Source organism: Dorea sp. AM58-8 (assembly GCF_003464045.1).
GTDB lineage: Bacteria > Bacillota > Clostridia > Lachnospirales > Lachnospiraceae > Claveliimonas > Claveliimonas ammoniilytica.
This window is the reverse complement of the sequence record NZ_QSDM01000005.1, coordinates 114861-137011: the sequence shown is the minus strand read 5'-3', so window position 1 is coordinate 137011 and position 22151 is coordinate 114861. Positions and strand designations below refer to the sequence as shown.

The following is a 22151-nucleotide window of genomic DNA, read 5'->3' as shown; positions in this document are numbered from 1 at the left end:
CCCCGCCAGAACACGTGCGGTTCTGCGAATGGACGGGCGGGGCTGATTTGTTACTAAAAAATAGATAAAGGAGATTCGAAATGGATTATAAGAACGCGGGCGTAGATATAGAAGCAGGTTACAAATCAGTTGAGCTTATGAAAGAGCATGTAAAGAGAACCATGCGTGCAGAAGTACTGGGCGGTTTAGGTGGATTTTCCGGTGCGTTTTCACTGGCAAAGATCAAAGAGATGGAAGAGCCGGTACTGCTTTCCGGTACAGACGGATGTGGTACAAAGGTAAAGCTTGCATTTCTGATGGACAAGCATGACACGATCGGTATCGATGCAGTGGCAATGTGTGTCAATGACATCGCATGTGCCGGTGGAGAACCATTATTCTTCCTGGATTACATTGCATGTGGCAAGAACTATCCGGAGAAGATTGCAGCGATCGTAAGCGGTGTGGCAGAGGGCTGTGTACAGTCTGAGGCGGCGCTGATCGGCGGCGAGACAGCAGAGCATCCGGGACTGATGCCGGAGGAAGAATATGACTTGGCTGGATTTGCAGTTGGCGTATGTGAGAAGAAAGAACTGATCACAGGCGAGAATCTGAAGGACGGAGATGTGCTGATCGGAATGGCATCTACCGGTGTACATAGCAATGGATTCTCACTGGTCCGCAAGGTATTTGAGATGACAAAAGAGTCTCTGGATACTTATTATGATGAACTTGGTAAGACTCTTGGTGAGGCACTGATCGCGCCGACCAGAATCTATGTAAAAGCACTGAAGAGTGTAAAGAATGCCGGCGTTACGGTAAAGGCATGCAGCCATATTACCGGCGGTGGATTCTATGAGAATATTCCGCGTATGCTGAAGGACGGTGTACGTGCAGTTGTTGAGAAAGACAGCTATCCGATCCCGCCGATCTTTACCCTGATGGCAAAGAAAGGTGATATCACAGAGCAGATGATGTATAACACATTTAATATGGGAATCGGTATGGTAGTTGCAGTTGATCCGGCAGATGTGGACAAGACCATGGAAGCAATCAAGGCAGCCGGAGATCAGCCATATGTGATCGGACATATCGAGGCTGGAGAAAAAGGAGTTACATTATGCTAAGAGTACTGGTGATGGTATCTGGCGGCGGTACGAATCTACAGGCAATCCTGGATTCCGTGCAGTCAGGAGAGATCACAGATACTGAAATCGTAGGTGTGATCAGTAATAACCCAGGGGCGTATGCATTGGAACGCGCTGAGCATGCCGGGGTATCTGCAGCATGTATTTCTCCGAAGAGTTATGCATCCAGGGCAGAATTTAATCAGGAATTTTTGAAAGCAATTGATAGTTACGAGCCGGACCTGATCGTACTTGCCGGGTTCCTGGTAGTGATTCCGCCGGAGATGATCCAGAAGTACAGAAACCGGATCATCAATATCCATCCATCACTGATTCCGTCGTTCTGCGGAACCGGCTTCTATGGGCTGAAGGTGCACGAAGCAGCACTTGCCCGTGGAGTGAAGGTGGTTGGAGCTACGGTGCATTTTGTAGATGAAGGAACGGATACCGGTCCGATCATTTTGCAGAAGGCAGTGGAAGTGCAGAACGGAGATACACCGGAAGTGCTTCAGAGACGTGTAATGGAACAGGCAGAGTGGAAGATCCTTCCGAGAGCGATTGATCTGATCGCCCACGGCAAGGTCAGTGTGACAGGCGGAAAAGCCATTGTGTCAGAGGATTAGATGACACAGAAGGAGTAGATAGAATGAAAGTACTGGTAGTCGGAAGCGGCGGAAGAGAACATGCGATCTGCTATTGCGTCGCTAAGAGTGAAAAGGCAGATAAGATATATTGTGCACCGGGTAATGCGGGCATTTCTGCACTGGCAGAATGTGTGCCGATCGGCGCAATGGAATTTGATAAGCTGGTGGCATTTGCCAAAGAGCAGCAGATTGATCTGGTGATCGTAGGTATGGATGATCCGCTGGTAGGCGGTCTGGTAGATGAGTTGGAGGCAGCAGGCATCCGCACATTCGGACCACGCAAGAATGCAGCGATCCTGGAGGGGTCCAAAGCATTTTCTAAGGATCTGATGAAGAAATACAATATTCCTACTGCAGCGTATGAGAATTTTACCGATCCGGACAAAGCACTCGCATATCTGGAGACAGCGAAGTTCCCGATCGTATTAAAAGCGGATGGACTTGCACTGGGTAAAGGTGTACTGATCTGTCAGAATCTGGAAGAAGCCAAAGAAGGCGTGAAGACGATCATGCTGGATAAGAAATTCGGCACAGCCGGTAATGAGATGGTCATCGAAGAATTTATGACCGGACGTGAAGTATCTGTACTGTCATTTGTAGATGGCAATACGATCAAGACCATGACTTCTGCACAGGATCACAAGCGCGCAGGAGATGGGGATACAGGACTGAACACAGGTGGAATGGGAACATTTTCTCCGAGTCCGTTCTATACAAAAGAAGTAGAAGCATTCTGTGAGAAATATATTTATCAGGCAACTGTAGATGCGATGAAAGCAGAAGGCAGACCATTCAAGGGAGTTATCTTTTTTGGTCTGATGCTGACAGAGGATGGTCCGAAGGTGCTGGAATACAATGCAAGATTCGGAGACCCGGAGGCACAGGTTGTACTTCCGAGAATGAAGAATGATATCATCGAAGTGATGGAAGCATGTATCGATGGAACACTGGATCAGGTAGATCTGCAGTTCGAGGACAATGCGGCTGTCTGTGTGGTACTGGCGAGCGAAGGCTATCCGGTATCTTACGAGAAAGGCATTCCGATCAGCGGACTGGAAGAATTTGACAGGCATGAGGGCTATTACTGTTTCCATGCAGGAACCAAATTCGACGGAGACCAGCTTGTGACCAACGGTGGACGCGTGCTTGGCGTGACTGCTAAGGGAAAAGATCTGAAAGAAGCCAGAGCCAATGCCTATGCGGCAACCGAGTGGGTACAGTTTGCCAACAAATATATGCGTCACGATATCGGTAAGGCGATTGATGAAGCATAAAGCTATATCAGATGGGAGTTAATCTCCCAGCTGATATAGCCTCCGGCAGGATTGCAGAGGTGCGCAGTTGAAGTATGTCATGCAATTGCATGACGCGCACCTCGCAGCAAGAATGCCGAGGCATTCTTGAATAGAGCTATAAATATTAATAAAAGTAACTGTATGGTTACGGATGATAAAGAGCAGCCTGTGGAGAGCCACAGGCTGTTTGAGTTAGGAGAGTACGTAAGAATGAAGACCAATGATCTGACACAGGGAAGTATCGGGAAAGGATTTGTGCTGTTTGCGATACCGCTATTTCTGGGAAGCCTGTTTCAACAATTGTATAACACGGTAGATATGCTTTTTGTGGGAAATGTGCTTGGCAAGAACGCGGCGGCAGCTGTAGGCGCGAGCAGTATTCTGGTGACCTGTCTGATCAATCTGTTTACCGGAGTGGCAGTAGGAGCTGGGATCGTAATCTCGCAGCTCTTTGGCGCGAAAAAAGAAAAAGATATGAAAGAATCCGTATGGATTGCAGTCCTGGCGGGAGCTGTGGGAGGACTAATCCTTACGGTGATCGGTGTGACCTGTTCCCAAGCAGTATTAGTCAGGCTTCACACGCCAGCTAATATCATTCCGGATGCGGTTCTCTATGTGAGGATTTATTTTCTGGCGGCAATCCCGATGGTGCTTTACAACATGTGTTCCGGTATCCTGCGGGCACAGGGAGATTCCAGGACTCCATTTCATGCACTGGCAGCAGGAGGCGTGCTGAATGTGATTACGGACGCTGTGTTCCTGATATTGCTGGACTGGGGAGTTGCCGGAGTCGCAGTGGCTACGTTATTTTCCCAGAGCATGACAGCAGTATTTCTGTTGATCCATATGCTTCATCATCGCATATTGACTCGTCAGCGTCTGCGGTGGGATCTGCTGGGCAAAATTATCTGTGTGGGAGTTCCGGTAGGGATCCAGTCGATGATCCTCACGCTTTCTAATGTAGTGGTACAATATCATATCAACGGATTTGGGGAAAATGTGATCGCTGCATTTGCAGTATATTTCAAGGCAGAGAATCTGCTGTGCCTGCCAATCATTGCATTCGGTCAGGCGATGGTCACATTTACCGGACAGAATTATGGCGCGGGTAAATATGAGCGCATCCAAAGAGGTATTTTAGTGTGCAATGGAATCGCGGCAGCAGTGCTGGTGGTGTTATCCTGGTCAGCATTAGCAGCAGGTAACTGGATCCTCAGTGCATTCTGTCCGGATCAGCAGGTTGTAGCAGAAGGAATGAGGATCATTAGCGTGACATTTCCGGTGTATTTTGTCTACAGTCTGTTTGAAGTGACCGGAGGTGTGGTGCGTGGAATCGGCAAGTCGGTGCCATCTATGGTCATTGTCATTGTGAACTTATGTGTAATCCGTATTCTCATGCTGGAGATCAGTGACCGGGTATTCCACAGTGTGCAGGCGGTGGCAGCGGTTTATCCTCTGACGTGGCTGATGGCAACATTGTCATTTGTAGGATATTATCTGTATGTCCGGAAACAGATGTTGCAATGAAATAATGCCTGTGCTACTATGGGTATAACAAAATTGTAACAAAGGAAGCGATGAGACGATGATTATTGAAATTGACTTCAATAGTGATGAAGCAATCTACATACAGCTCAGGAATCAGATCATTATGGGAATCGCCACATCTGAGATACAGGAGGGTGAATCTCTTCCATCGGTGCGTCAGCTTGCAGAGACGGTGGGCATTAATATGCACACGGTCAACAAAGCCTATACGGTACTGAAGCAGGAGGGATATATTCAGCTTGACAGAAGGAAGGGAGCTGTGATCTCTCTTGATGTGAATAAGATCGAGGCGGTGGAGAAGATGAGAGCACAGCTTCGAATCCTGTTGGCGAGAGGACTCTGCAAGGATATCAGCAGAGTAGAAGTACACGAGATGGTGGATGAGATCTATGACGAGATGATAGGAGGATAATACAGAATGAATTATACAACACAGGCACAGGAAGTGCTGAAGCTTGCGGCTGAGTCGGCGAAGCTGATGCAGCATCCTTATATCGGCACGGAGCATTTGCTGATCGGGCTCAGCAAGATCTATTCCGGCGTGGCCGGCCAGGTGCTGGATATGAATGGAGTCAAAGAGGAAGACATGCTGAAGATCATGAATGAACTGGTGACTCCGCCGGAAGATATGGAGATATCCGGCAAGCCGATGGAGAGTCCGAGACTGCAGTTTATCTTAGAAGAGGCAGCAGGAGAAGCGCAGCATCTGAAAGCAAAAGAAGTTGGAACCGAGCATTTGCTCCTTGCTGTTTTAAATGATGCTGACTGTGTGGCGTCCCGGATCCTGCAGACGTTAAATGTGAATATGCAGAAGCTGTATCAGGATATTATGCTGGCAGTGGGTGCAGATATAAATGAATATATGTCAGATCTTCAGGGTGAGGGAAGAAAGAAAGGTGTGCTGGAGCAGTTTGGTACAGATCTTACGGAACAGGCAGCAGAGGGAAAGTTAGATCCTGTGATTGGGAGAGAGCAGGAGATTGGCAGACTGATGCAGATCCTCAGCAGAAGAACCAAGAACAATCCGTGTCTCGTAGGGGAGCCGGGTGTCGGCAAGACCGCAGTAATCGAGGTCTGGCACAGCGCATTTCCGGCGGACTGGTGCCGGAAGGCATGAAAGAGAAGAAGATATTTACCATGGATCTTGCCAGCATGATCGCCGGTTCCAAGTACCGTGGTGAATTTGAAGAGCGTATGAAGAAGCTGATCCAGGAAGTAAAGGCAGCAGGTAATGTGATTCTATTTCTGGATGAGGTGCATACCATTATCGGTGCTGGAGGTGCAGAGGGAGCCATGGATGCGTCCAATATCCTGAAGCCGTCGCTGGCAAGAAGTGAGATCCAACTAATCGGTGCGACGACCATTGGTGAGTATCGCAAATATATCGAAAAAGACGCAGCGCTGGAACGGAGATTCCAGCCAGTTACGGTGGAGGAACCAACCAAGGAGCAATGTCTGGAGATTCTGGAAGGTTTAAAGAGTCGTTATGAGAATCATCATCATGTGACGGTAGAGCAGGAAGCATTGGAAAGTGCGGTCGCATTATCCGTGAGATATGTGAATGACCGTTTCCTGCCGGATAAGGCAATCGATGTGTTGGATGAGGCATGCTCAAAGGTAAGCCTCCGTGGCTTCAAAGTGCCGGACAGTATCGAAGAACTGGAGCAGGTGATTGATAATCTGAAGGTCCAGAAAGAAGAAGCAATCCGGGAAGGCAATATGACAGAGGCATCGACTCTCCACAAAGAACAGATTGCAGCAGAAAAGAAATTAGATCAGGCGCGTAACCGTTTTCAGAAGAAGAATAAAGACCGTCAGGTTACAGTTACCGAAGAAGATATCGCTGCTGTTGTATCAGAGTGGACGAAGATTCCGGTGCAGAAACTTGCAGAATCAGAGAGCGAGCGTCTGCGCAAGCTGGAAAAGACACTGCACAAACGTGTGATCGGTCAGGACGAAGCCGTTACAGCAGTTGCAAAGGCAGTAAGACGAGGCAGAGTCGGATTAAAAGATCCAAACAGACCGATCGGATCTTTCCTGTTCCTGGGTCCTACCGGGGTTGGTAAGACAGAGCTGTCAAAAGCACTGGCGGAGGCATTGTTTGGTGATGAAAATGCCATGATCCGGGTAGATATGTCTGAATACATGGAGAAGCACAGCGTGTCGAAAATGATCGGTTCGCCTCCGGGATATGTAGGCCACGATGATGGCGGACAGTTATCTGAGCAGGTGAGAAGACATCCGTATTCAGTAGTCCTGTTTGATGAGATTGAGAAAGCGCATCCGGATGTATTTAACATTCTGTTACAGGTACTGGATGATGGTCATATTACCGATTCCCAGGGAAGAAAAGTAGATTTTCGCAATACGGTAATCATTATGACCTCCAATGCCGGAGCACAGGCAATCATTGACCCGAAGCGCCTTGGATTCGTGACCAAAGAAGACAAAGGTGCGGACTACAAGCGTATGAAGTCTAACGTGATGAATGAGATCAAGCTGGTATTCCGTCCGGAATTTCTGAACCGAATCGATGAGATCATCGTATTCCATTCACTGGGATCAGATGAGATGAAGAAGATTACAGGACTCATGTGCAAAGAAATAACGAAGCGCGCTAAAGAGCAGCTTAATATCACGTTGACCATCCGTGATTCTGTGAAGAAGCACATCGTAGAGACCGGAACCAACCAGAAATACGGCGCCCGCCCGCTCCGCCGTGCGATCCAGAATCAGTTAGAAGATGCACTCGCAGATGCGATCCTGTCCGGAGAGATTAAATCCGGCGATCATGTAGAAGCGGGACTTCATAAAAAAGAAATAAAATTCTTTGTAAAAGTTGAAGCGTAACGGGGAACGATGTGGTACAATGAGCGTATAGCGACGAACGCGCTAGATGAACAGAAATTCCAGGAGGATAAAACTATGGCAGTAGTAAAAGAACTGTTGAGAGCAGAAAATGACGGAACACTTAGCTTTGGAGATTACACATTGGGATCCAAGACCAAACTGGATGGATTCGAATTTCAGGGCGATATATATAAAGTAAAGACCTTTAACGAGATCACGAAGCTTGAAAAGAACGGCATGTTCGTATACGAATCCGTGCCAGGAACAGCGGTAGAGAACTTCAAAGCATCTGCAGATGAAGTAGTATTCAATGTATCTGCTGATAAAGATATTCAGGTAACACTGGAGCTTGAAGCTGATACAGAGTATGTGATCTACATGGACGATGTCAATATTGGAACCATGAAGACGAACCTGAGTGGTAAGATCAGCGTGAGTGCTGAGATGGATCCGGACAGAACCGTAGAAATCAAGGTTAAAAAGAAATAAGTAAAATATGTAAGAGATTGCGAGGGGCAGCAGATTGCGGCCCCTCGTTGCATCATAGTTGGGGACTTGTGAGTTCAACAGCATAATGTTAATGGGAGGTAACCGGGTGGCGAAAGCGAAAAAGAGTATATATTTCTGCCAGAACTGCGGACATGAAGAAAGCAAATGGCTTGGGCAGTGTCCGATGTGCAGGGAATGGAATACATTTGTAGAGGAAAAGGTGACGGTATCAAAGGGTACGGCTGCAAAGAATACAGTGCGTGAAGCAGAGGTTGTGACATTATCCAGCGTGTCTACCGATCAGGAAGACCGGATGCAGACGGAGATTGAGGAATTAGACCGTGTATTGGGCGGTGGAGTCGTACCGGGATCACTGGTGTTGGTTGGTGGAGATCCGGGAATCGGGAAGTCAACCTTGCTGTTGCAGGTGTGTAAGCGGTTATCAGATCAGGGACGAAAGGTGCTTTACATTTCCGGTGAGGAGTCATTAAAGCAGATTAAACTGAGAGCGAATCGGATGGGGACATTCAGTGACCATCTGCTGTTGTTGTGTGAGACGAATCTGGAAACAATTCGCCAGGTGATCGAGAGAGAGCATCCGGCGGTGGCAGTGATTGACTCGATTCAGACCATGTACAGTGAGGAAGTGACAGCGGCACCGGGAAGTGTGTCGCAGGTGCGAGAGGCGACTAATACGCTGATGCAGATTGCAAAGGGATTAAATATTACCATATTTATTGTAGGTCATGTGACCAAGGAAGGTACCGTGCAGGGCCGAGAGTGTTGGAGCATATGGTAGATACCGTGCTGTATTTTGAAGGAGACCGTCATGCGTCATATCGTATTCTGAGAGGCGTGAAGAACCGTTTTGGATCCACCAATGAGATCGGTGTGTTTGAAATGAGGGAGACCGGACTGGAGGAAGTGCCGAATCCGTCGGAATATATGTTGAACGGTCGCCCGGAGGATGCATCCGGATCAGTCGTGGCATGCTCAATGGAAGGAACACGCCCGATTCTGATGGAGATTCAGGCACTGGTGTGTCGGAGTAATTTTGGTATGCCAAGGCGTACAGCAGCAGGTACAGATTATAATAGAGTGAACCTGCTGATGGCAGTGCTGGAAAAGCGAGTGGGACTTCCGCTTTCGAATTACGATGCATATATCAATATTGCGGGTGGTATCCGCATGAATGAGCCTGCGATCGATCTGGGAATTGTCATGGCGATCGTGTCCAGCTACAAGAACCAGTCGATCTCGCCGGGACGATCGTATTCGGTGAAGTGGGACTGAGCGGCGAAGTGCGTGCGGTGAGTATGCCGGAACAGCGTGTGGCAGAAGCAAGAAAGCTTGGATTTAAAACATGTATTATGCCACAGGTGTCCAAAGATATGCTGAAAAAGATCGAAGGAATTGAAGTCATTGGCGTAAAATCGGTAAATCAGGCAATGAATCTGATCTAAATTGGGAAGTGGAAAAATAAATCAGTGTGGTAATGCAGGAAATAGCTTACAAATAATGATTGCGTAATTGAAATATCAATTACGCAATTTTTTTGCGCAAGTCGTTAAAAAAATATTTTGCATTGCGAATTTTATTCGGAGTGTCTGAAGCTTTATGTTTGATAGACTAGGTTAAGGATAGCGTGGACTTGTAATTTTGGTTTGCGTTTTTAGAGAGAACAGATTTTATTAAATTGAAGGAAGGTTAGTGTGATGAGTAAGACATTAAAGCTTGCAGATTATCTTGGAAAACCATTTGATTGTTCATGTGGAAGAACACATTCTACTACACTGGAAGGTGTAACAGTTAGCGCAGGAGCTATGAAGGCACTGCCAGAATATGTAGAGAAATACGGATTTAAGAATTTATACATCGCATGTGATGAGATTACATACGGTATTGCGGGAGAGAAAGTAATGAACATCCTGAAAGATGCCGGAATCAAAGCAAAAGCACATGTATTCAAGGGAAAGAGATTTATCCCGGACGAGAAAGCACTGGGAGAACTTATGATTGATGCAGACAGAGATTGTGATCTGGTTGTAGCAGTAGGAACAGGTTCTATCAACGATATGTGCCGTTTCTTCAGCTTCCAGATGGGAGTTCCTTATGCAATCGTTGCAACAGCAGCACCGATGGATGGATTTGCTTCTTCAGGAGCAGCTCTGATCATCAACAGCATGAAGACAACAATCCCGGCTCAGACACCGCTGTTTATTATCGGAGATACAGATATTCTTTGTGGAGCACCTGCAAGAATGGTATCTGCAGGACTTGGAGATCTGCTTGGTAAATTCACATGTCTGAATGACTGGAGAATCTCTAAGGTAGTTAATGATGAGTACTACTGTGATGAGATCGTAAATCTCGTAACAGATTGTATTGAAAATGTATTAGCTGACGCTGATAACGTAGCATCAAGAGATCCGAAGGTAATCGGAGACATTATGGAAGGACTTGTACTTACTGGTGTAGCAATGAGCTTTATCGGTAACTCTCGTCCGGCAGCGGGATGCGAGCATCATATGTGTCATTTCTGGGAGACACTGGAACTTCAGGAAGGCAAGATCCCGGTACTTCACGGTACAAAGGTAGCTGTAGGTACAGTTATGATCCTGAAGATGACAGAGTTCCTGCGTGAGAACAGACCAGACTTCGATGCAGCACGTGAAAAAGCAAAAGCTTACGATCAGGCAGCATGGGAAGCTAAGATCAATGAAGTATACGGTGCATCTGCAAGCTCTATCATTGCACTGGAGCATGAATCTCAGAAGAATGAGGTGAATGGCAGACTGAAACGTATCGATGCAATCGAAGCTCACTGGGATGAGATCGTTAAACTGATGGATGACAACATGCCAACAGCAGCTCGTATGATCGAGATCCTGAAGAGTCTGGATGCTCCATACCTTCCATCACAGATTGGATTTGATGATGACCGTCTGTATAATGCAATGCTTTACGCAAAAGAGACTCGCGCACGTTACACAATGCTGTCTATGATGGCTGACCTTGGTGTGACAGAGGATCTTGCTAAAAAGGTAGTAGCATTCGTAAATGAGGAAGCCTAATTTACTTATTTATAGTATCCTAATATGCGACCGTTCAGAGACAAGCAGATTTACAGGAAAAGGCAAATTGTGCTTGCACAAATGAGACTTTTTCCTGTAAAATCTATTTGGCGGATACGCTACACCTTCAAAGTGCTGTATAGCAATTTGAAGGTTGCTCTGAAGGGAAGCAAAAAAAGACATTGTTTTGTGGATGGACAATCATCCTTGAAACACTGTCTTTTTCTTTATCATAATTTATGCATTTTCAATATTTCTTATAAGCTGGTAATAAGCTTCGTCCAATGTCAGTCCTTGTTTCATCAGACCAAATAATCCGCTGCCGACAATGTAGGATTCCACACCGACCTGCTTTAATTCCGTGAAATGTTTTTCGTTACACTGTCCATCAGCTTCTACGATGTAATGATAGCCTTTTTCTTTTCTTAATTCCTTCAGCTTACGAACGGTATCAAGAGCTTCCGGGACGAAGATACCTCCAGAAAATCCCGGATCGACCATCATGACGGTGATCTTGTCCAGATGTGAAATGTAAGGATAGATCATTTCAATCGGAGCGCCCGGTACCAGGACTACGCCAAGCTTGCGCCCGTGTTTGTGCAGGTAGTGCGCTGTGCGGAATGCTTCATTCATGAGCATTTCCGAATGGAAGGACAGATAAGTGCTTCCGGCTTCGATCATATCATCCAGATAATAGAATGGATCGGTTAACATTACGTGAATATCGAGGGCAGCGTTTGTAATCTTGCGCATGGCCGCGATAAATGGCAGCGTGATGGAAAAATTCTTGAGATACACGCCATCGATAAAGTCTACATGATACATCGATACGTGTTTGTTAAGTGTCTTAATCTGCTCGCCAAGGTTCATAAGATCCATACACATGACGGAGGGACTGATAATGTAATCCATAATGAATCTCCTTATTAATGTCTATTCGTTGAAGTCATCGGAGTTAAAATCCATAGAAGCTTTTTTCTGTAATTCGATCTCTTTTTTGTCAGAGAATTCTTTGGCTTTTTTCTTACGCTGCTGATTTAGACGTTGTTGTTTGAAAAAGCTGGCATTTAAGATATTTCCGCGAGCGTCTAACTTTAATGAAGTAAGATCGTCTCCGTTAATTCTTGCAACGTGCGGAGAGAGGTTGGCACCTACGTCAGGATCTACGCTCATGGCGAAGGCTTCCTTTCTGGTACGGAAAGTTACTTTGTACTGCATGATCATGCTGGTCTCTTCGCAATTCTCCAGATCACGGATATTCATGCAGATGTCGCGTTTGATACCCGGAATTCCGCATGCAGCGATGACTCGTTGATCGGTAATTACAACGATTCCCGGGAATTTATCACGGCGTGTATAAATATTGGCAATGGCTGCTGCTTCAGGTTTTTCACCTGGAAGCAGCAAAGTCTCAGCGTAATTAACAGAGGCTTTATTAATCAAGCCAGCCTTTTTTTTCTGTGTTTGGGCTAATGCCTCTTTTACTGTCATGTAATGACCTCCTGTTTATTTTTGAAAACTTCCGGCTATTGCTTCTTTCAGAAGCGCAATAAAATGTTCATAGCTCGGATCCGGAAGCAGACGTTCCACGAAGTGCTTGTCTGAAAATACTTTGGCCAGATAGTTCCACAACTGAAAAGCCTTGGAACTGTTCTTGCCGACACAGACCAACAAAACCAGATTGACCATATTTTTCTGATCATCCCATACAACTGCCTGCGGCAATTCCGTAACAGCTACAAAAGAGTCGGAAGATACAGCAGTCAATGGATGCGGTACGGCAATACCATTGCCCCAGTAGGTACTACGCATATTTTCACGCTGGAAGACTGCATCTTTGAATTCAGCTCCGTCCAGTTCGAAGTATTCACTGGATTTCTGACACATGTTTTCAACGATTTTTTCACGTTTTTTGCCATCACCGATACTGTACAGATCTTTGTAGAATATTGAGGTAATATCTTCAATGCTCTGGAAACCATCAATTGCAAGCTTCAGGTTTAGATAATCCTGCTGTCCTGGGAAAGGATCCACATAAAAGGCAAGTCCGGCATCGTAATAATGATTGCGTTCCGTTGTGAGAAAAATGTCATAATCATCCATATCTTTATCTTCAATCTGTTCTGGTGTCTTGAATGTAAGCTCTGAAGTAATATCAGAGAACCAGTTCAAAAGTGTCTGCTTCAGTAGGATATTTTCACTTTGGCGCATGGAAGATATTACTAGCACTTTCTTGTTTTCGCCTTCTTGATGCTGGTTTGCAAGAGCTGTGTACAGATGAATTGCAAGGAAAGCAATCTCATCATCCGTCACTTTTTTATGAAATACTTTCTGCAAATGCGAAGCAAAGTAAATACCAAGATCATATCCCTGCGGGAATGTCTGTTTGATATAATCTACCAGATGGTTCTTTAACTGCATGTTGTATTTGATACGTACAATCAGTGACGCAGTATGTAATGACAATGCAATACGAAGATTCAGATTGTCAGTAAGATCAATATTATACTGGTCACGAATTTCTTCTAATGCATCCAGAATCAACTTATCTACATCGGAAGAAATGACATCGGAAGAATTGAAGCTTCCTTGCCCCTTCATATATAAAGCAAAGTAATTAATCTCAGTCTCAGGAATGCGAAGGAAGAATTCTTTACCTATCCGGCTGAAGATTTCTTTGGAAATCGTATATTCCGGCTCCAGATTCTCGGCAATCTCCATATCGGATGGTTCAATAAAGAACCAGTCCTGCATACGTTCTAATGCGACATACAACTGAATAATCGCATTATTTAATGATGCTTCTGTAATTGGATGCTTGAACGAGACGAATGTTTCTACAAGTATATTTTTTATCTTTTCGATAGAAGAATTACTACCTTGTTCAGATAAAGCAGCAACGGTATTTGTGATAATCAGATTCTGATCCATCAGACAAAGGCGTTTGTTAATTTCGCTTCCATCAATAATTACTTTATTAGAACTGCGTAATAATTCCAGATTATATCTGGCAACTACTTCGGACACGCCTTTCAGGTCATTTAACAAAGTAGAACGAGATACAAATACAGCAGATTCCAGATCATAAAGTGAAATGGCACGATGTTCCTTTAATAACAGATGCAAGATCTGATTGACTCTTCCGTTTGGATAGTTCAATGTTGCAGAACTGAACTGTTGATAATAAGAGTCTTTTAATGCAGAGAAAAGGGAAGAATCCTGAATTAAGATTCTACAGCCTTTTCGCGTAGTAGACTCGAATATTACGCAATTTGTTGATTCGAGCTCAGTTTTGATTTGCCGTATATCATTTTGGATTGTGCGCAGACTACACTGATGTTTACTGGAAAAGTAGGAAGCAGTCATATAAACTTCCGGTTTTTCAAATAATTCTAGTAAAATTTCTAATTGTCGTTGGTTTAATAGCAATATTATACACCTCTCAATAGTTAAGCCCAAAGTCAAATAAATGGAATAATACAAACCACAGCTTAATATATAATAATACATATTACAGCTTATCATTAATAATATAAAGAATTATCCGAAGATATTACGAGTATTTGGCGATAACGCGAAAAAAAGTAATAGAGTAATTGCGTAAATCCATAATTAAGTAATTACTCTATTACAGTGTGGTTGTTTGAGTGAAATTGTGGAAACTGTCAGATGCATATCTGAGGGACTTGCAATTATTGTGCGAAATGACTGAAGAGGGCATTTCGCATATTGCGTAATTATGGCGAAATATATTAAGTCCGAGTCTCTTGAGAAAGATGTTATTATTGATAACAGCATAAGCCACGTTGCATATGACGACAAAGATTGTGCGTCATAACAGGTACGCTGGTTCTCTCTAAACCGTAAGCACGAGCTGGCTTGTGATGAGTAAATAGACAGATAGAGAAAGGAAGAGTTACACAATGGCTGATTCAAAAATTCGTGTAGTACTGGTTTCTCATGGAGAACAGTCAAAAGGAATGTTGAACACGGTACAGATGCTTCTTGGGGAGCAGACAAATATTGCTGCATATTCTTTATATCCAGAGCAGACAATTGATGATCTGACAAAGGTATTAAGAGAGGAAATTGAGAAATACGGAGCGGAAAATATTATTTTCCTGACAGAGTTGAAACATGGCTCTCCGTTCAATGCAGTCGTATCGCTCACAAGAGACTACGACGTTTATCATGTGACTGGAACCAATCTGGCAATGCTGATGACAATCGTGCTGGAACGTGATTTCGAGGGAGCAACCTGTGAGGGACTGTGTGAAGCGGCAATCAACGCAGCTGCAGACAGCTACGTGGATGTTAGAAAAATGTTAATGGATTCTGATGATGACGAGGAGGACGAATAAGATGGCAGAGATGAGAAATGTCGTATTGGCCCGTGTTGATGACCGTCTGATCCACGGAGAAGTGGTAACAGCATGGACACCAACTTTCAAAGCAAACAAAATCATTATTATTGATGATGAAGTTGCAAAGGATACTTTTAATGTACGTGTAGTAAAGGCACTGGCTCCGGCTGGTACAAAAGTAATCGTATACAATGTAGAAAAGGCAGCTGAGAAACTGATGGTTCAGGGTGTGCCTGGAGAGAGACTTCTGCTTTTAGCAAAGACTCCGACTACATACAATCGTCTGATCAAAGCGGGAGTTCCGTTGAAAGAGGTTAACCTCGGAGGAGCTGGTATCCGTGGAGAGAGACAGCCATTCATTAATAACGTAGCATTAAATCCTGAAGAAGTTCTGGCGTGTGAGGAAATGCAGAAAGCTGGCGTTAATGTATATTACCAGCTCGTTCCGGAACAGTCAGTCGTCAAGATTGATGATGCGTTAAAAAAAGCTAAAGATAACTTTGGCTTATAAAAAACTCAATAACTAAAAAGGAGAGATGAAAAATGAGTTTAGGTGTAGCGATTCTTTGTGGAATCATTTATTGGCTCGCTGAAGCAAACCTTCCATTCGTTGGACTTTGGACACTCCAGAGACCACTGGTTTGTGGATTTCTTACAGGATGTTTGCTGGGACAGCCTGTAACAGGTGCGGTTGTAGGTGCAACAATCAACCTGGTATACCTCGGATTTATTTCCGCTGGTGGATCAATGCCTGCAGATATGGCATTGGCAGGTGTACTTGGTGTTGCATACGCAATCACTGGTAACCTTGATGCAGATACAGCTCTTGCAATCGCAGTTCCGATTGGTCTGCTGGGAACAATCGTATGGTATCTGCGTATGACAATTGACTCTGTATTCGTACATATGGGAGATAAATGGGTTGCAGAAGGTAAGTTCAATAACCTGTACCTGTCAAACGTAATCCTGCCACAGATCTTCTCTGCAATTATCTGTGTAACTCCTTGTACACTGGCTGCATACTTTGGTGCTGACTACATTCAGTCATTCATCGATATGTGTGCTGGTAAGCCACTGCAGATCTTCCAGGTAATCGGTGGATTAATGCCTGCACTTGGTATTGCAATCACACTGCAGTACATCTTCAAAGGCGAGGCTCGTATCTTCCTGTTTTTAGGATTTATGATTGCAACAGTTTCTGGAATGACACTGATCGAGCAGGGTATTGTAGGTCTGATCATGGCTATCATCTACATTCAGCTTGCAGGTGGAAAGACAGCAGTAGCTGCTACAGCTGGAGCACCAGCTGATGGAGCATACGACCCGGATTATGATCCGGATGAAGACTAAGAGGAGGTAGAGCGAAATGGCAAAGAAAGAATGGAAACAGAGATTGATTCCTAAGAAAGCCCTGTTTAGAGCCTCCTTAATCTGGGAGACCTGGGTTCAGACATGTTACAACTATGAGCGTATGATGGGTATGGCTTGTGCCTACACATTCCTTCCGGTAGTAAAATACTTATACCCGGATAACAAAGAAAAACAGATTGATGTAATGACTCGTGAAATGGAGTTCTTCAACGTACATCCTGAGTTTGGTTCATGTATCCTTGGTCTGGCTATTTCTCTTGAAGAGGAAAAAGCTATGGGCAACGATATTCCGAATGAATTCATTACAAATATCAAGACTTCCCTGATGGGACCTCTTGCTGGTGTTGGTGATACTATTTGGCAGGGAGTTTTGATCCCGATTCTGCTGGCTCTGTGTATTGATATTACACGTTCCGGTGATGGAAACATCTGGGGAGCAATTATTTACGCAGTACTGATGTTCTTCATTACATATATTTTCTCATATCTTAACTTTATGTTTGGATATAATGCCGGTAGTGAGGCTATCATGGACTTCCTAGAAAAAGGAATTCTGAACAAGCTTCTGAAAGCAGCTTCTATCATGGGTTGTATGGTAATGGGTGGTCTGATCGTTAACTATGTAAAAGTTAAATGTGGTATCACGATTTCTACATCAGGATCAGATTTCTCACTGCAGGAGAGCCTGTTTGACGCAGTACTTCCTAACATTCTTCCACTGGCAGCAACCATGGGTATCTATGGTCTGATGCAGAAGAAATGGACATCTATCAAGATTATTCTGTTAATCGTAGTAGTTGGTGTTGTATGTGGATTCTTCAACATTCTGGTTGCTTAATTGTAACAACGGTTTAAAGAATCAAAAGATATGAATCGAGTAGGAGCAATCCTACTCGATTTTTATCGTTATATCATGTATAATATGGTGATGCTAGTGGAGTGCAAAGCACAAAACAATCCGAAGGAATTCTATAATACGTATTGATTACAGGACTCAATAGTATAAAATGGGAATTACCTCGTTAGAAATGTCAGGAGAGAATTATGGCTGGAAATTGTGATATCTGTGGAGAGAAACTTGGATTTAGAAAATTCCATTGTCAGGATGGTGTAGTATGTAAGAAGTGCTACGCTGTAGTAAGTAATGGATTTACAGAGACCATTACAAAGAAAACACTTGCTGAACTGAAAAAAACATATAAGGCAAATGCGGTTCCGATTGATCTGGGCGAAGATGGTTTTGTAGTTACCCGTAAAATACAGTCACTGTTACTGATCGATGAGCAGAATAAGAAGTTCTGTATTTCTGGAAATCCGACAGTTTCAAAAGAATACAGCAGACCGGAAATCTATCATTATGAAGATCTGATGGGATATATGCTGATTTGTGAGCCTGAGCTTACACCGGAAGAACTGGTACATCTGAAAGAAGATAAAAAGACGGTTAAGGTTATCAAAAAGCTGAAAGTACGCATGAAGATCAAAGGCGTAGGTATCAAGGATCTGGTGGTACTTGCCAGTCCGGTAAGATCATCAACATATGCATTCCGTAAGTCTTATCAGGTGGCGATGGATATATTGAAAGAATTGAATGCAATTAAAGAAGCATAAAGAATAAAAATGTGCTGTTATACTTGTGATTGTTTGAAATTATGAGAATAACAGCACATTTTTATCTCGGTCGAGAAGACTCCCACCTCTTCAGGTGGTGAGTAATAGCAAATTTGTCTCAGTGGGAGTCCAATCTTCGACTGAGATAAACGCTCCGCGAGGATGCGCAGTGATTCTGATAGGAATATGTCAGCTTCGCTGACTAGAATCACGCGCCAAGTCTCACGGACGTTCGACTTGAATTTAATACTATTTCACTGATACACAGTCAGCAGAAAGCCATTCCTGAATCATTTGGACACTGACATTCAAAGCCAGGGAAATCTGTTCCAGAGCCATGCCCATATGTTGCAGATTTTTTGCTGTTTCTTTTTGGGTATGCAGGATACCTTGGGCTTCTCCGATTAGGATACCGCGCTTTTCACCTTGAGCTTCACCAATTAAGATTCCTTCATTTCTTTCTTCTACAATCAGTTCATTTAATTTATCACACATAATATCAACTCCTTTTTGCGTTTCTTTTAGTTCTTTTACTCTTCGAGCGAGAATCTTGCTATACATATCTTGTGAATTGGGGCAATGCAGGTCATGCATAAGTCTGCCGAGGGCAGTATCATCCTGGACAGATGAATTAACATAGATGATATGTAGTTGATCAGGGCAAGACTGCCCGGTTTCTTCGAATATTCGGTTAATGTGACAGATTGGTAGATTGAATCCAAGGGTATCATTTGTCGTAATGAAAATGATATAGGTATCAGGTAGATCGTTAGGAACCTGACCAGTTTCCAATGTGGTGGCATCCACTAAGCTACCGTGATAGCGGGCTCTTTTCAAAGAGGCACCGCTGTCTGCATTCTGAAATTCAATGTTATATTTTCTGCCGGAATTATCTAAGGCTATGCAATCAAGTATGGAAGAACGTCCTTGAAGATTTTTGTAGTCCGCCTGAAGGATCTGGTCTTCTAATTTTAAATTATCCTGGTCCATAATGACCTTTAATATGTATTCTGTACAGGCACTGTCTTTTAGAACGTTGCGCATAAAAATATCGTCCATGATAGTGAGGTCTTTTAGAATACTCAGGTAAATTTCACGTTGTAGTAGTAGCGTGCCTGGCTGCAAGGATGTAGCTGTTGTCATATAAGAAAATACCTCCGTGTATGAATGGTGAAAGCATTTTCGTTTAGAATAGTATATCATCATAAACGATGCTTTGCAATGTGAAAAATGAAGATTACGGTACCGGGTAGAAACAATATAGCATAACTATGTGAACTGATCAAGAACTTTATGTTGAAAAATAAAAATAATTTATGTGAATTAAATAGAAATGTAATATAAGAAAATGGTAAAAGAAAATGCTGATGATATCCATTAGGATTACCGCAAAATGATGATTTAAATGGAACATTTCTGCGCGGAGACTAATTATAATTATCTGCTGAAGTAGCGTGTGTTTATAGATGACATCTATTAATAGATGTGAAAAACCTATTATGCACACTCTCTTAAATTTGATATAATTTTTAATAGAAAGAAACAAAAGATTTTAAGTTGTCCTTCCCCCAGCTACTTACACGTATGCGGACACCCAGGTGAAAATCATACATGCTATGAGAATATGGAAAAGGACAATTTTTTTGTGTCTTATTTCGGAGAATAAAAACTGAATAAAGGATGTGCAAGGAGTGGAAATGATGGAAGAACTGATATATGTAGACAGACGAAATTCTAACTGTAATAAGTGGGATGGTCAGACGGCGATGTTTGGCGAGGAAGGACTTCACGCTATGTGGGTTGCTGACATGGATTTTAAGATTCCGCAATGTGTTCAGAAAGCATTACATGATTATGTGGATTTTGGAACAGTTGGTTATTATCGGATTCCAGATGGATATTATGATGCATTTATTAACTGGGAAAAGGCACATTTTAATTTCGAAGTGAAAAGAGAATGGCTGCGTTTCGCACCGGGTGTGGTAGCTGCATTTAACTGGATGCTCCAGATTCTGACAGAGCCAGACGAGGCAGTGATCGTAATGACTCCTGTGTATTATCCATTTTTGCAGGCAGTAACAAATAACGAACGTAAGCTGATCACATCGGAACTGGTGAATGAAGATGGTAAATACACGATTGACTTTGAGGATTTTGAAAAGAAAATAATAGACAACGATGTAAAAGCGTTTATTCTGTGCTCACCACATAACCCAGTGGCAAGAGTCTGGACGAAGGAAGAACTCACAAGGATGTTTGAAATCTGTCACAGACATCATGTGTATGTAATCTCCGATGAGATTCATCAGGATTTTGTGTTTGGTGACAAAGTGCAGATACCGTCTTACCAGGCAACAGAGCATTGGGATGAAATGGTTGCGATCACAGCTCCGTCCAAGACATTTAATCTCGCGGGAGGTCAGAATTCATTTATGATCATTGCGGATGAAAAGCTTCGTGCGAGATGGGATGATTTCGCTAAGAGAATCCGTCTGATGACAGGTAATGCGTTTGGGTTTGTGGCTGCGGAGGCGGCTTACAAAGGCGGTCAGGACTGGCTTGATAAAGTAAAGAAGCAGATTGTCGATAACGATCAGTATTTGAGAGAGCTGTTTAAAGAGAATCTTCCGGAGATTGTGGTAACCCCGCTGGAAGGTACTTATCTGGTATGGATTGATCTGCGGGCATATGTGAAGCCGGAAGATACGAGAGAGTTTATACAGAAGAAATGCCGTCTGGCGGTAGACTTTGGAGACTGGTTCGGTGGTGAACAGTTTAATGGATTTATCCGCATGAATCTTGCCACTTCGAGAGAGAATGTAGAGATTGGTGCGAAGCGTATTATGGATGGGATTTTGAAAGAGAGAAAGGCTTTTATACATGAGTAGTATTAAGATTAACAACTTATCATTTGCATATGAAAGTGGCGGCAAATTAATTTTAAAAGATATTAATACGGAGATTGGAGACGGAGAATTTGTCTGCATTCTGGGACAGTCCGGATGTGGGAAAAGTACACTTCTTCGTCTGTTGGCTGGTCTTGAGACGGCAACAGAGGGCGAGATTTTGAATGATGGTGAGGTGATCGGTAGCCCGAGCCTCAACAAGGGAGTGGTATTCCAGGATTACGGTCTGTTTCCGTGGATGACAGCAGGTGAAAATATCATGCTGGCATTGAAACAGAAGTTCCCGAAAAGGGATAAAAAGGAATTAAAGGAAATTGCTATCAACATGATAAAAGCTGTTGGATTGGATGAAGCAGTATATAAGAAGCTTCCGAAAGAACTGTCTGGTGGTATGAAGCAGAGATGTGCAATCGCACAGGCATTTAGTATTGATCCGCCAATCCTGTTGATGGACGAGCCGTTTGGCGCATTGGATGCGGTAACTCGTGCAAGACTTCAGGATTTGATCCGAGAACTCTGGGCACAGGAAGAAAAGAAGAAAACGGTATTTTTCGTAACACATGATGTGGATGAAGCCCTTCTACTGGCGAACCGTATTCTGGTACTTGGACAGTCACCGAGTCATATTATTTATGATGTTACGATTCCGGAAGAACAGCATCCGACTCGTGACACATTGTTTGAAAATATGGAAATGATGAAGCTGCGGATGACATTGATCAATCAGATCAACAAAGATGTAACGACACATATTTAAAATGGCGATGCGTAAGGATGAGCGGAGCTAATTATGGTATATACAGGGACGCCTGTTATATATAATGCGTTATCCGAAAATGAATGGAGTAGCTGACCATCAGATGGGTAATGTGGTAGGTTTATTTATTTTTTAG

General features: G+C 43.6%; 18 protein-coding genes and 2 pseudogenes. 16 read left to right on the top strand and 4 right to left on the bottom strand.

Annotated features, from left to right (window positions below):
* Positions 1 to 80: 80 nt before the first annotated feature.
* From purM to DXA18_RS06025, 9 genes and pseudogenes are all read left to right on the top strand, one after another.
* On the top strand, positions 81 to 1106 hold the full coding sequence (gene purM / locus DXA18_RS06065; RefSeq protein WP_118383137.1) for a phosphoribosylformylglycinamidine cyclo-ligase: 1026 nt from the start codon (positions 81 to 83) through the stop codon (positions 1104 to 1106).
* On the top strand, positions 1100 to 1729 hold the full coding sequence (purN, locus tag DXA18_RS06060; RefSeq protein ID WP_118383136.1) for a phosphoribosylglycinamide formyltransferase: 630 nt from the start codon (positions 1100 to 1102) through the stop codon (positions 1727 to 1729). Before purM ends, purN begins: the two co-directional genes overlap by 7 nt.
* Before the next feature lie 23 nt (positions 1730 to 1752).
* Positions 1753 to 3024 (top strand): phosphoribosylamine--glycine ligase, encoded by a 1272-nt coding sequence (purD, locus tag DXA18_RS06055; RefSeq protein WP_118383135.1) that lies wholly within the window; start codon positions 1753 to 1755, stop codon positions 3022 to 3024.
* A 126-nt stretch (positions 3025 to 3150) separates the two neighbouring features.
* A complete protein-coding gene (locus DXA18_RS06050) occupies positions 3151 to 4572 on the top strand; it encodes an MATE family efflux transporter (RefSeq protein ID WP_158567098.1) in 1422 nt (473 codons plus the stop codon).
* A 58-nt stretch (positions 4573 to 4630) separates the two neighbouring features.
* A complete protein-coding gene (locus DXA18_RS06045) occupies positions 4631 to 5005 on the top strand; it encodes a GntR family transcriptional regulator (protein WP_118383133.1) in 375 nt (124 codons plus the stop codon).
* Positions 5006 to 5011: 6 nt separating this feature from the next.
* A pseudogene (locus DXA18_RS06040) lies at positions 5012 to 7443 on the top strand (ATP-dependent Clp protease ATP-binding subunit).
* Positions 7444 to 7518: 75 nt separating this feature from the next.
* The gene (locus DXA18_RS06035; RefSeq protein ID WP_118383132.1) at positions 7519 to 7932 is read left to right on the top strand and encodes an endosialidase; all 414 of its coding nucleotides are present in this window, start codon (positions 7519 to 7521) and stop codon (positions 7930 to 7932) included.
* A gap of 106 nt (positions 7933 to 8038) precedes the next feature.
* Positions 8039 to 9395 (top strand): annotated as a pseudogene (gene radA, locus DXA18_RS17340) (DNA repair protein RadA).
* Between the two features lie 252 nt (positions 9396 to 9647).
* Entirely contained in the window at positions 9648 to 11006 is a 1359-nt protein-coding gene (locus tag DXA18_RS06025) for a sn-glycerol-1-phosphate dehydrogenase (RefSeq protein ID WP_118383131.1), read from the top strand.
* 237 nt (positions 11007 to 11243) lie between these two features.
* Here the strand turns inward: DXA18_RS06025 and DXA18_RS06020 are convergent, their stop codons facing one another.
* From DXA18_RS06020 to DXA18_RS06010, 3 genes are read right to left on the bottom strand one after another with little or no spacing between them, the layout of a single operon-like run.
* Positions 11244 to 11918, bottom strand: coding sequence for an allulose-6-phosphate 3-epimerase (locus tag DXA18_RS06020; RefSeq protein ID WP_118383130.1), 675 nt, complete (start codon positions 11916 to 11918; stop codon positions 11244 to 11246).
* A gap of 21 nt (positions 11919 to 11939) precedes the next feature.
* Positions 11940 to 12497, bottom strand: a complete 558-nt coding sequence (locus DXA18_RS06015; protein WP_118383129.1) for a hypothetical protein — start codon at positions 12495 to 12497, stop codon at positions 11940 to 11942.
* A 15-nt stretch (positions 12498 to 12512) separates the two neighbouring features.
* Positions 12513 to 14132: a BglG family transcription antiterminator gene (locus tag DXA18_RS06010; protein ID WP_243007051.1), complete on the bottom strand. Its 1620-nt coding sequence runs from the start codon at positions 14130 to 14132 to the stop codon at positions 12513 to 12515.
* Between the two features lie 797 nt (positions 14133 to 14929).
* Between DXA18_RS06010 and DXA18_RS06005 the strand changes: the two genes are divergently transcribed.
* The 5 genes from DXA18_RS06005 to DXA18_RS05985 all read left to right on the top strand — a co-directional run bounded on the left by DXA18_RS06005 (position 14930) and on the right by DXA18_RS05985 (position 18352).
* The gene (locus DXA18_RS06005; protein ID WP_118383127.1) at positions 14930 to 15367 is read left to right on the top strand and encodes a PTS sugar transporter subunit IIA; all 438 of its coding nucleotides are present in this window, start codon (positions 14930 to 14932) and stop codon (positions 15365 to 15367) included.
* Between the two features lies 1 nt (position 15368).
* On the top strand, positions 15369 to 15881 hold the full coding sequence (locus tag DXA18_RS06000; RefSeq protein ID WP_243007050.1) for a PTS system mannose/fructose/N-acetylgalactosamine-transporter subunit IIB: 513 nt from the start codon (positions 15369 to 15371) through the stop codon (positions 15879 to 15881).
* A 32-nt stretch (positions 15882 to 15913) separates the two neighbouring features.
* Entirely contained in the window at positions 15914 to 16720 is an 807-nt protein-coding gene (locus tag DXA18_RS05995; RefSeq protein WP_118383126.1) for a PTS mannose/fructose/sorbose/N-acetylgalactosamine transporter subunit IIC, read from the top strand.
* 16 nt (positions 16721 to 16736) lie between these two features.
* The gene (locus tag DXA18_RS05990; RefSeq protein ID WP_118383125.1) at positions 16737 to 17579 is read left to right on the top strand and encodes a PTS system mannose/fructose/sorbose family transporter subunit IID; all 843 of its coding nucleotides are present in this window, start codon (positions 16737 to 16739) and stop codon (positions 17577 to 17579) included.
* A gap of 206 nt (positions 17580 to 17785) precedes the next feature.
* A complete protein-coding gene (locus DXA18_RS05985; protein WP_118383124.1) occupies positions 17786 to 18352 on the top strand; it encodes a DUF4428 domain-containing protein in 567 nt (188 codons plus the stop codon).
* Positions 18353 to 18601: 249 nt separating this feature from the next.
* Here the strand turns inward: DXA18_RS05985 and DXA18_RS05980 are convergent, their stop codons facing one another.
* Complete coding sequence (locus DXA18_RS05980) at positions 18602 to 19495, bottom strand: PD-(D/E)XK nuclease family transposase (RefSeq protein WP_118383123.1); 894 nt, start codon at positions 19493 to 19495, stop codon at positions 18602 to 18604.
* Between the two features lie 554 nt (positions 19496 to 20049).
* Between DXA18_RS05980 and DXA18_RS05975 the strand changes: the two genes are divergently transcribed.
* Entirely contained in the window at positions 20050 to 21240 is a 1191-nt protein-coding gene (locus DXA18_RS05975; RefSeq protein WP_330424438.1) for a MalY/PatB family protein, read from the top strand.
* Complete coding sequence (locus DXA18_RS05970; RefSeq protein ID WP_118383121.1) at positions 21233 to 22015, top strand: ABC transporter ATP-binding protein; 783 nt, start codon at positions 21233 to 21235, stop codon at positions 22013 to 22015. Before DXA18_RS05975 ends, DXA18_RS05970 begins: the two co-directional genes overlap by 8 nt.
* Positions 22016 to 22151 lie beyond the last annotated feature (136 nt).

What these genes read in the sequence shown, in the direction of transcription:
- purM (WP_118383137.1), top strand. Translation starts at nt 81, where the DNA reads ATGGATTATAAGAACGCGGGCGTAGATATAGAAGCAGGTTACAAATCA.
- purN (WP_118383136.1), top strand. Translation starts at nt 1,100, where the DNA reads ATGCTAAGAGTACTGGTGATGGTATCTGGCGGCGGTACGAATCTACAG.
- purD (WP_118383135.1), top strand. Translation starts at nt 1,753, where the DNA reads ATGAAAGTACTGGTAGTCGGAAGCGGCGGAAGAGAACATGCGATCTGC.
- DXA18_RS06045 (WP_118383133.1), top strand. Translation starts at nt 4,631, where the DNA reads ATGATTATTGAAATTGACTTCAATAGTGATGAAGCAATCTACATACAG.
- DXA18_RS06035 (WP_118383132.1), top strand. Translation starts at nt 7,519, where the DNA reads ATGGCAGTAGTAAAAGAACTGTTGAGAGCAGAAAATGACGGAACACTT.
- DXA18_RS06025 (WP_118383131.1), top strand. Translation starts at nt 9,648, where the DNA reads ATGAGTAAGACATTAAAGCTTGCAGATTATCTTGGAAAACCATTTGAT.
- DXA18_RS06020 (WP_118383130.1), bottom strand. Translation starts at nt 11,918, where the DNA reads ATGGATTACATTATCAGTCCCTCCGTCATGTGTATGGATCTTATGAAC.
- DXA18_RS06015 (WP_118383129.1), bottom strand. Translation starts at nt 12,497, where the DNA reads ATGACAGTAAAAGAGGCATTAGCCCAAACACAGAAAAAAAAGGCTGGC.
- DXA18_RS06005 (WP_118383127.1), top strand. Translation starts at nt 14,930, where the DNA reads ATGGCTGATTCAAAAATTCGTGTAGTACTGGTTTCTCATGGAGAACAG.
- DXA18_RS06000 (WP_243007050.1), top strand. Translation starts at nt 15,369, where the DNA reads ATGGCAGAGATGAGAAATGTCGTATTGGCCCGTGTTGATGACCGTCTG.
- DXA18_RS05995 (WP_118383126.1), top strand. Translation starts at nt 15,914, where the DNA reads ATGAGTTTAGGTGTAGCGATTCTTTGTGGAATCATTTATTGGCTCGCT.
- DXA18_RS05990 (WP_118383125.1), top strand. Translation starts at nt 16,737, where the DNA reads ATGGCAAAGAAAGAATGGAAACAGAGATTGATTCCTAAGAAAGCCCTG.
- DXA18_RS05985 (WP_118383124.1), top strand. Translation starts at nt 17,786, where the DNA reads ATGGCTGGAAATTGTGATATCTGTGGAGAGAAACTTGGATTTAGAAAA.
- DXA18_RS05980 (WP_118383123.1), bottom strand. Translation starts at nt 19,495, where the DNA reads ATGACAACAGCTACATCCTTGCAGCCAGGCACGCTACTACTACAACGT.
- DXA18_RS05975 (WP_330424438.1), top strand. Translation starts at nt 20,050, where the DNA reads ATGATGGAAGAACTGATATATGTAGACAGACGAAATTCTAACTGTAAT.
- DXA18_RS05970 (WP_118383121.1), top strand. Translation starts at nt 21,233, where the DNA reads ATGAGTAGTATTAAGATTAACAACTTATCATTTGCATATGAAAGTGGC.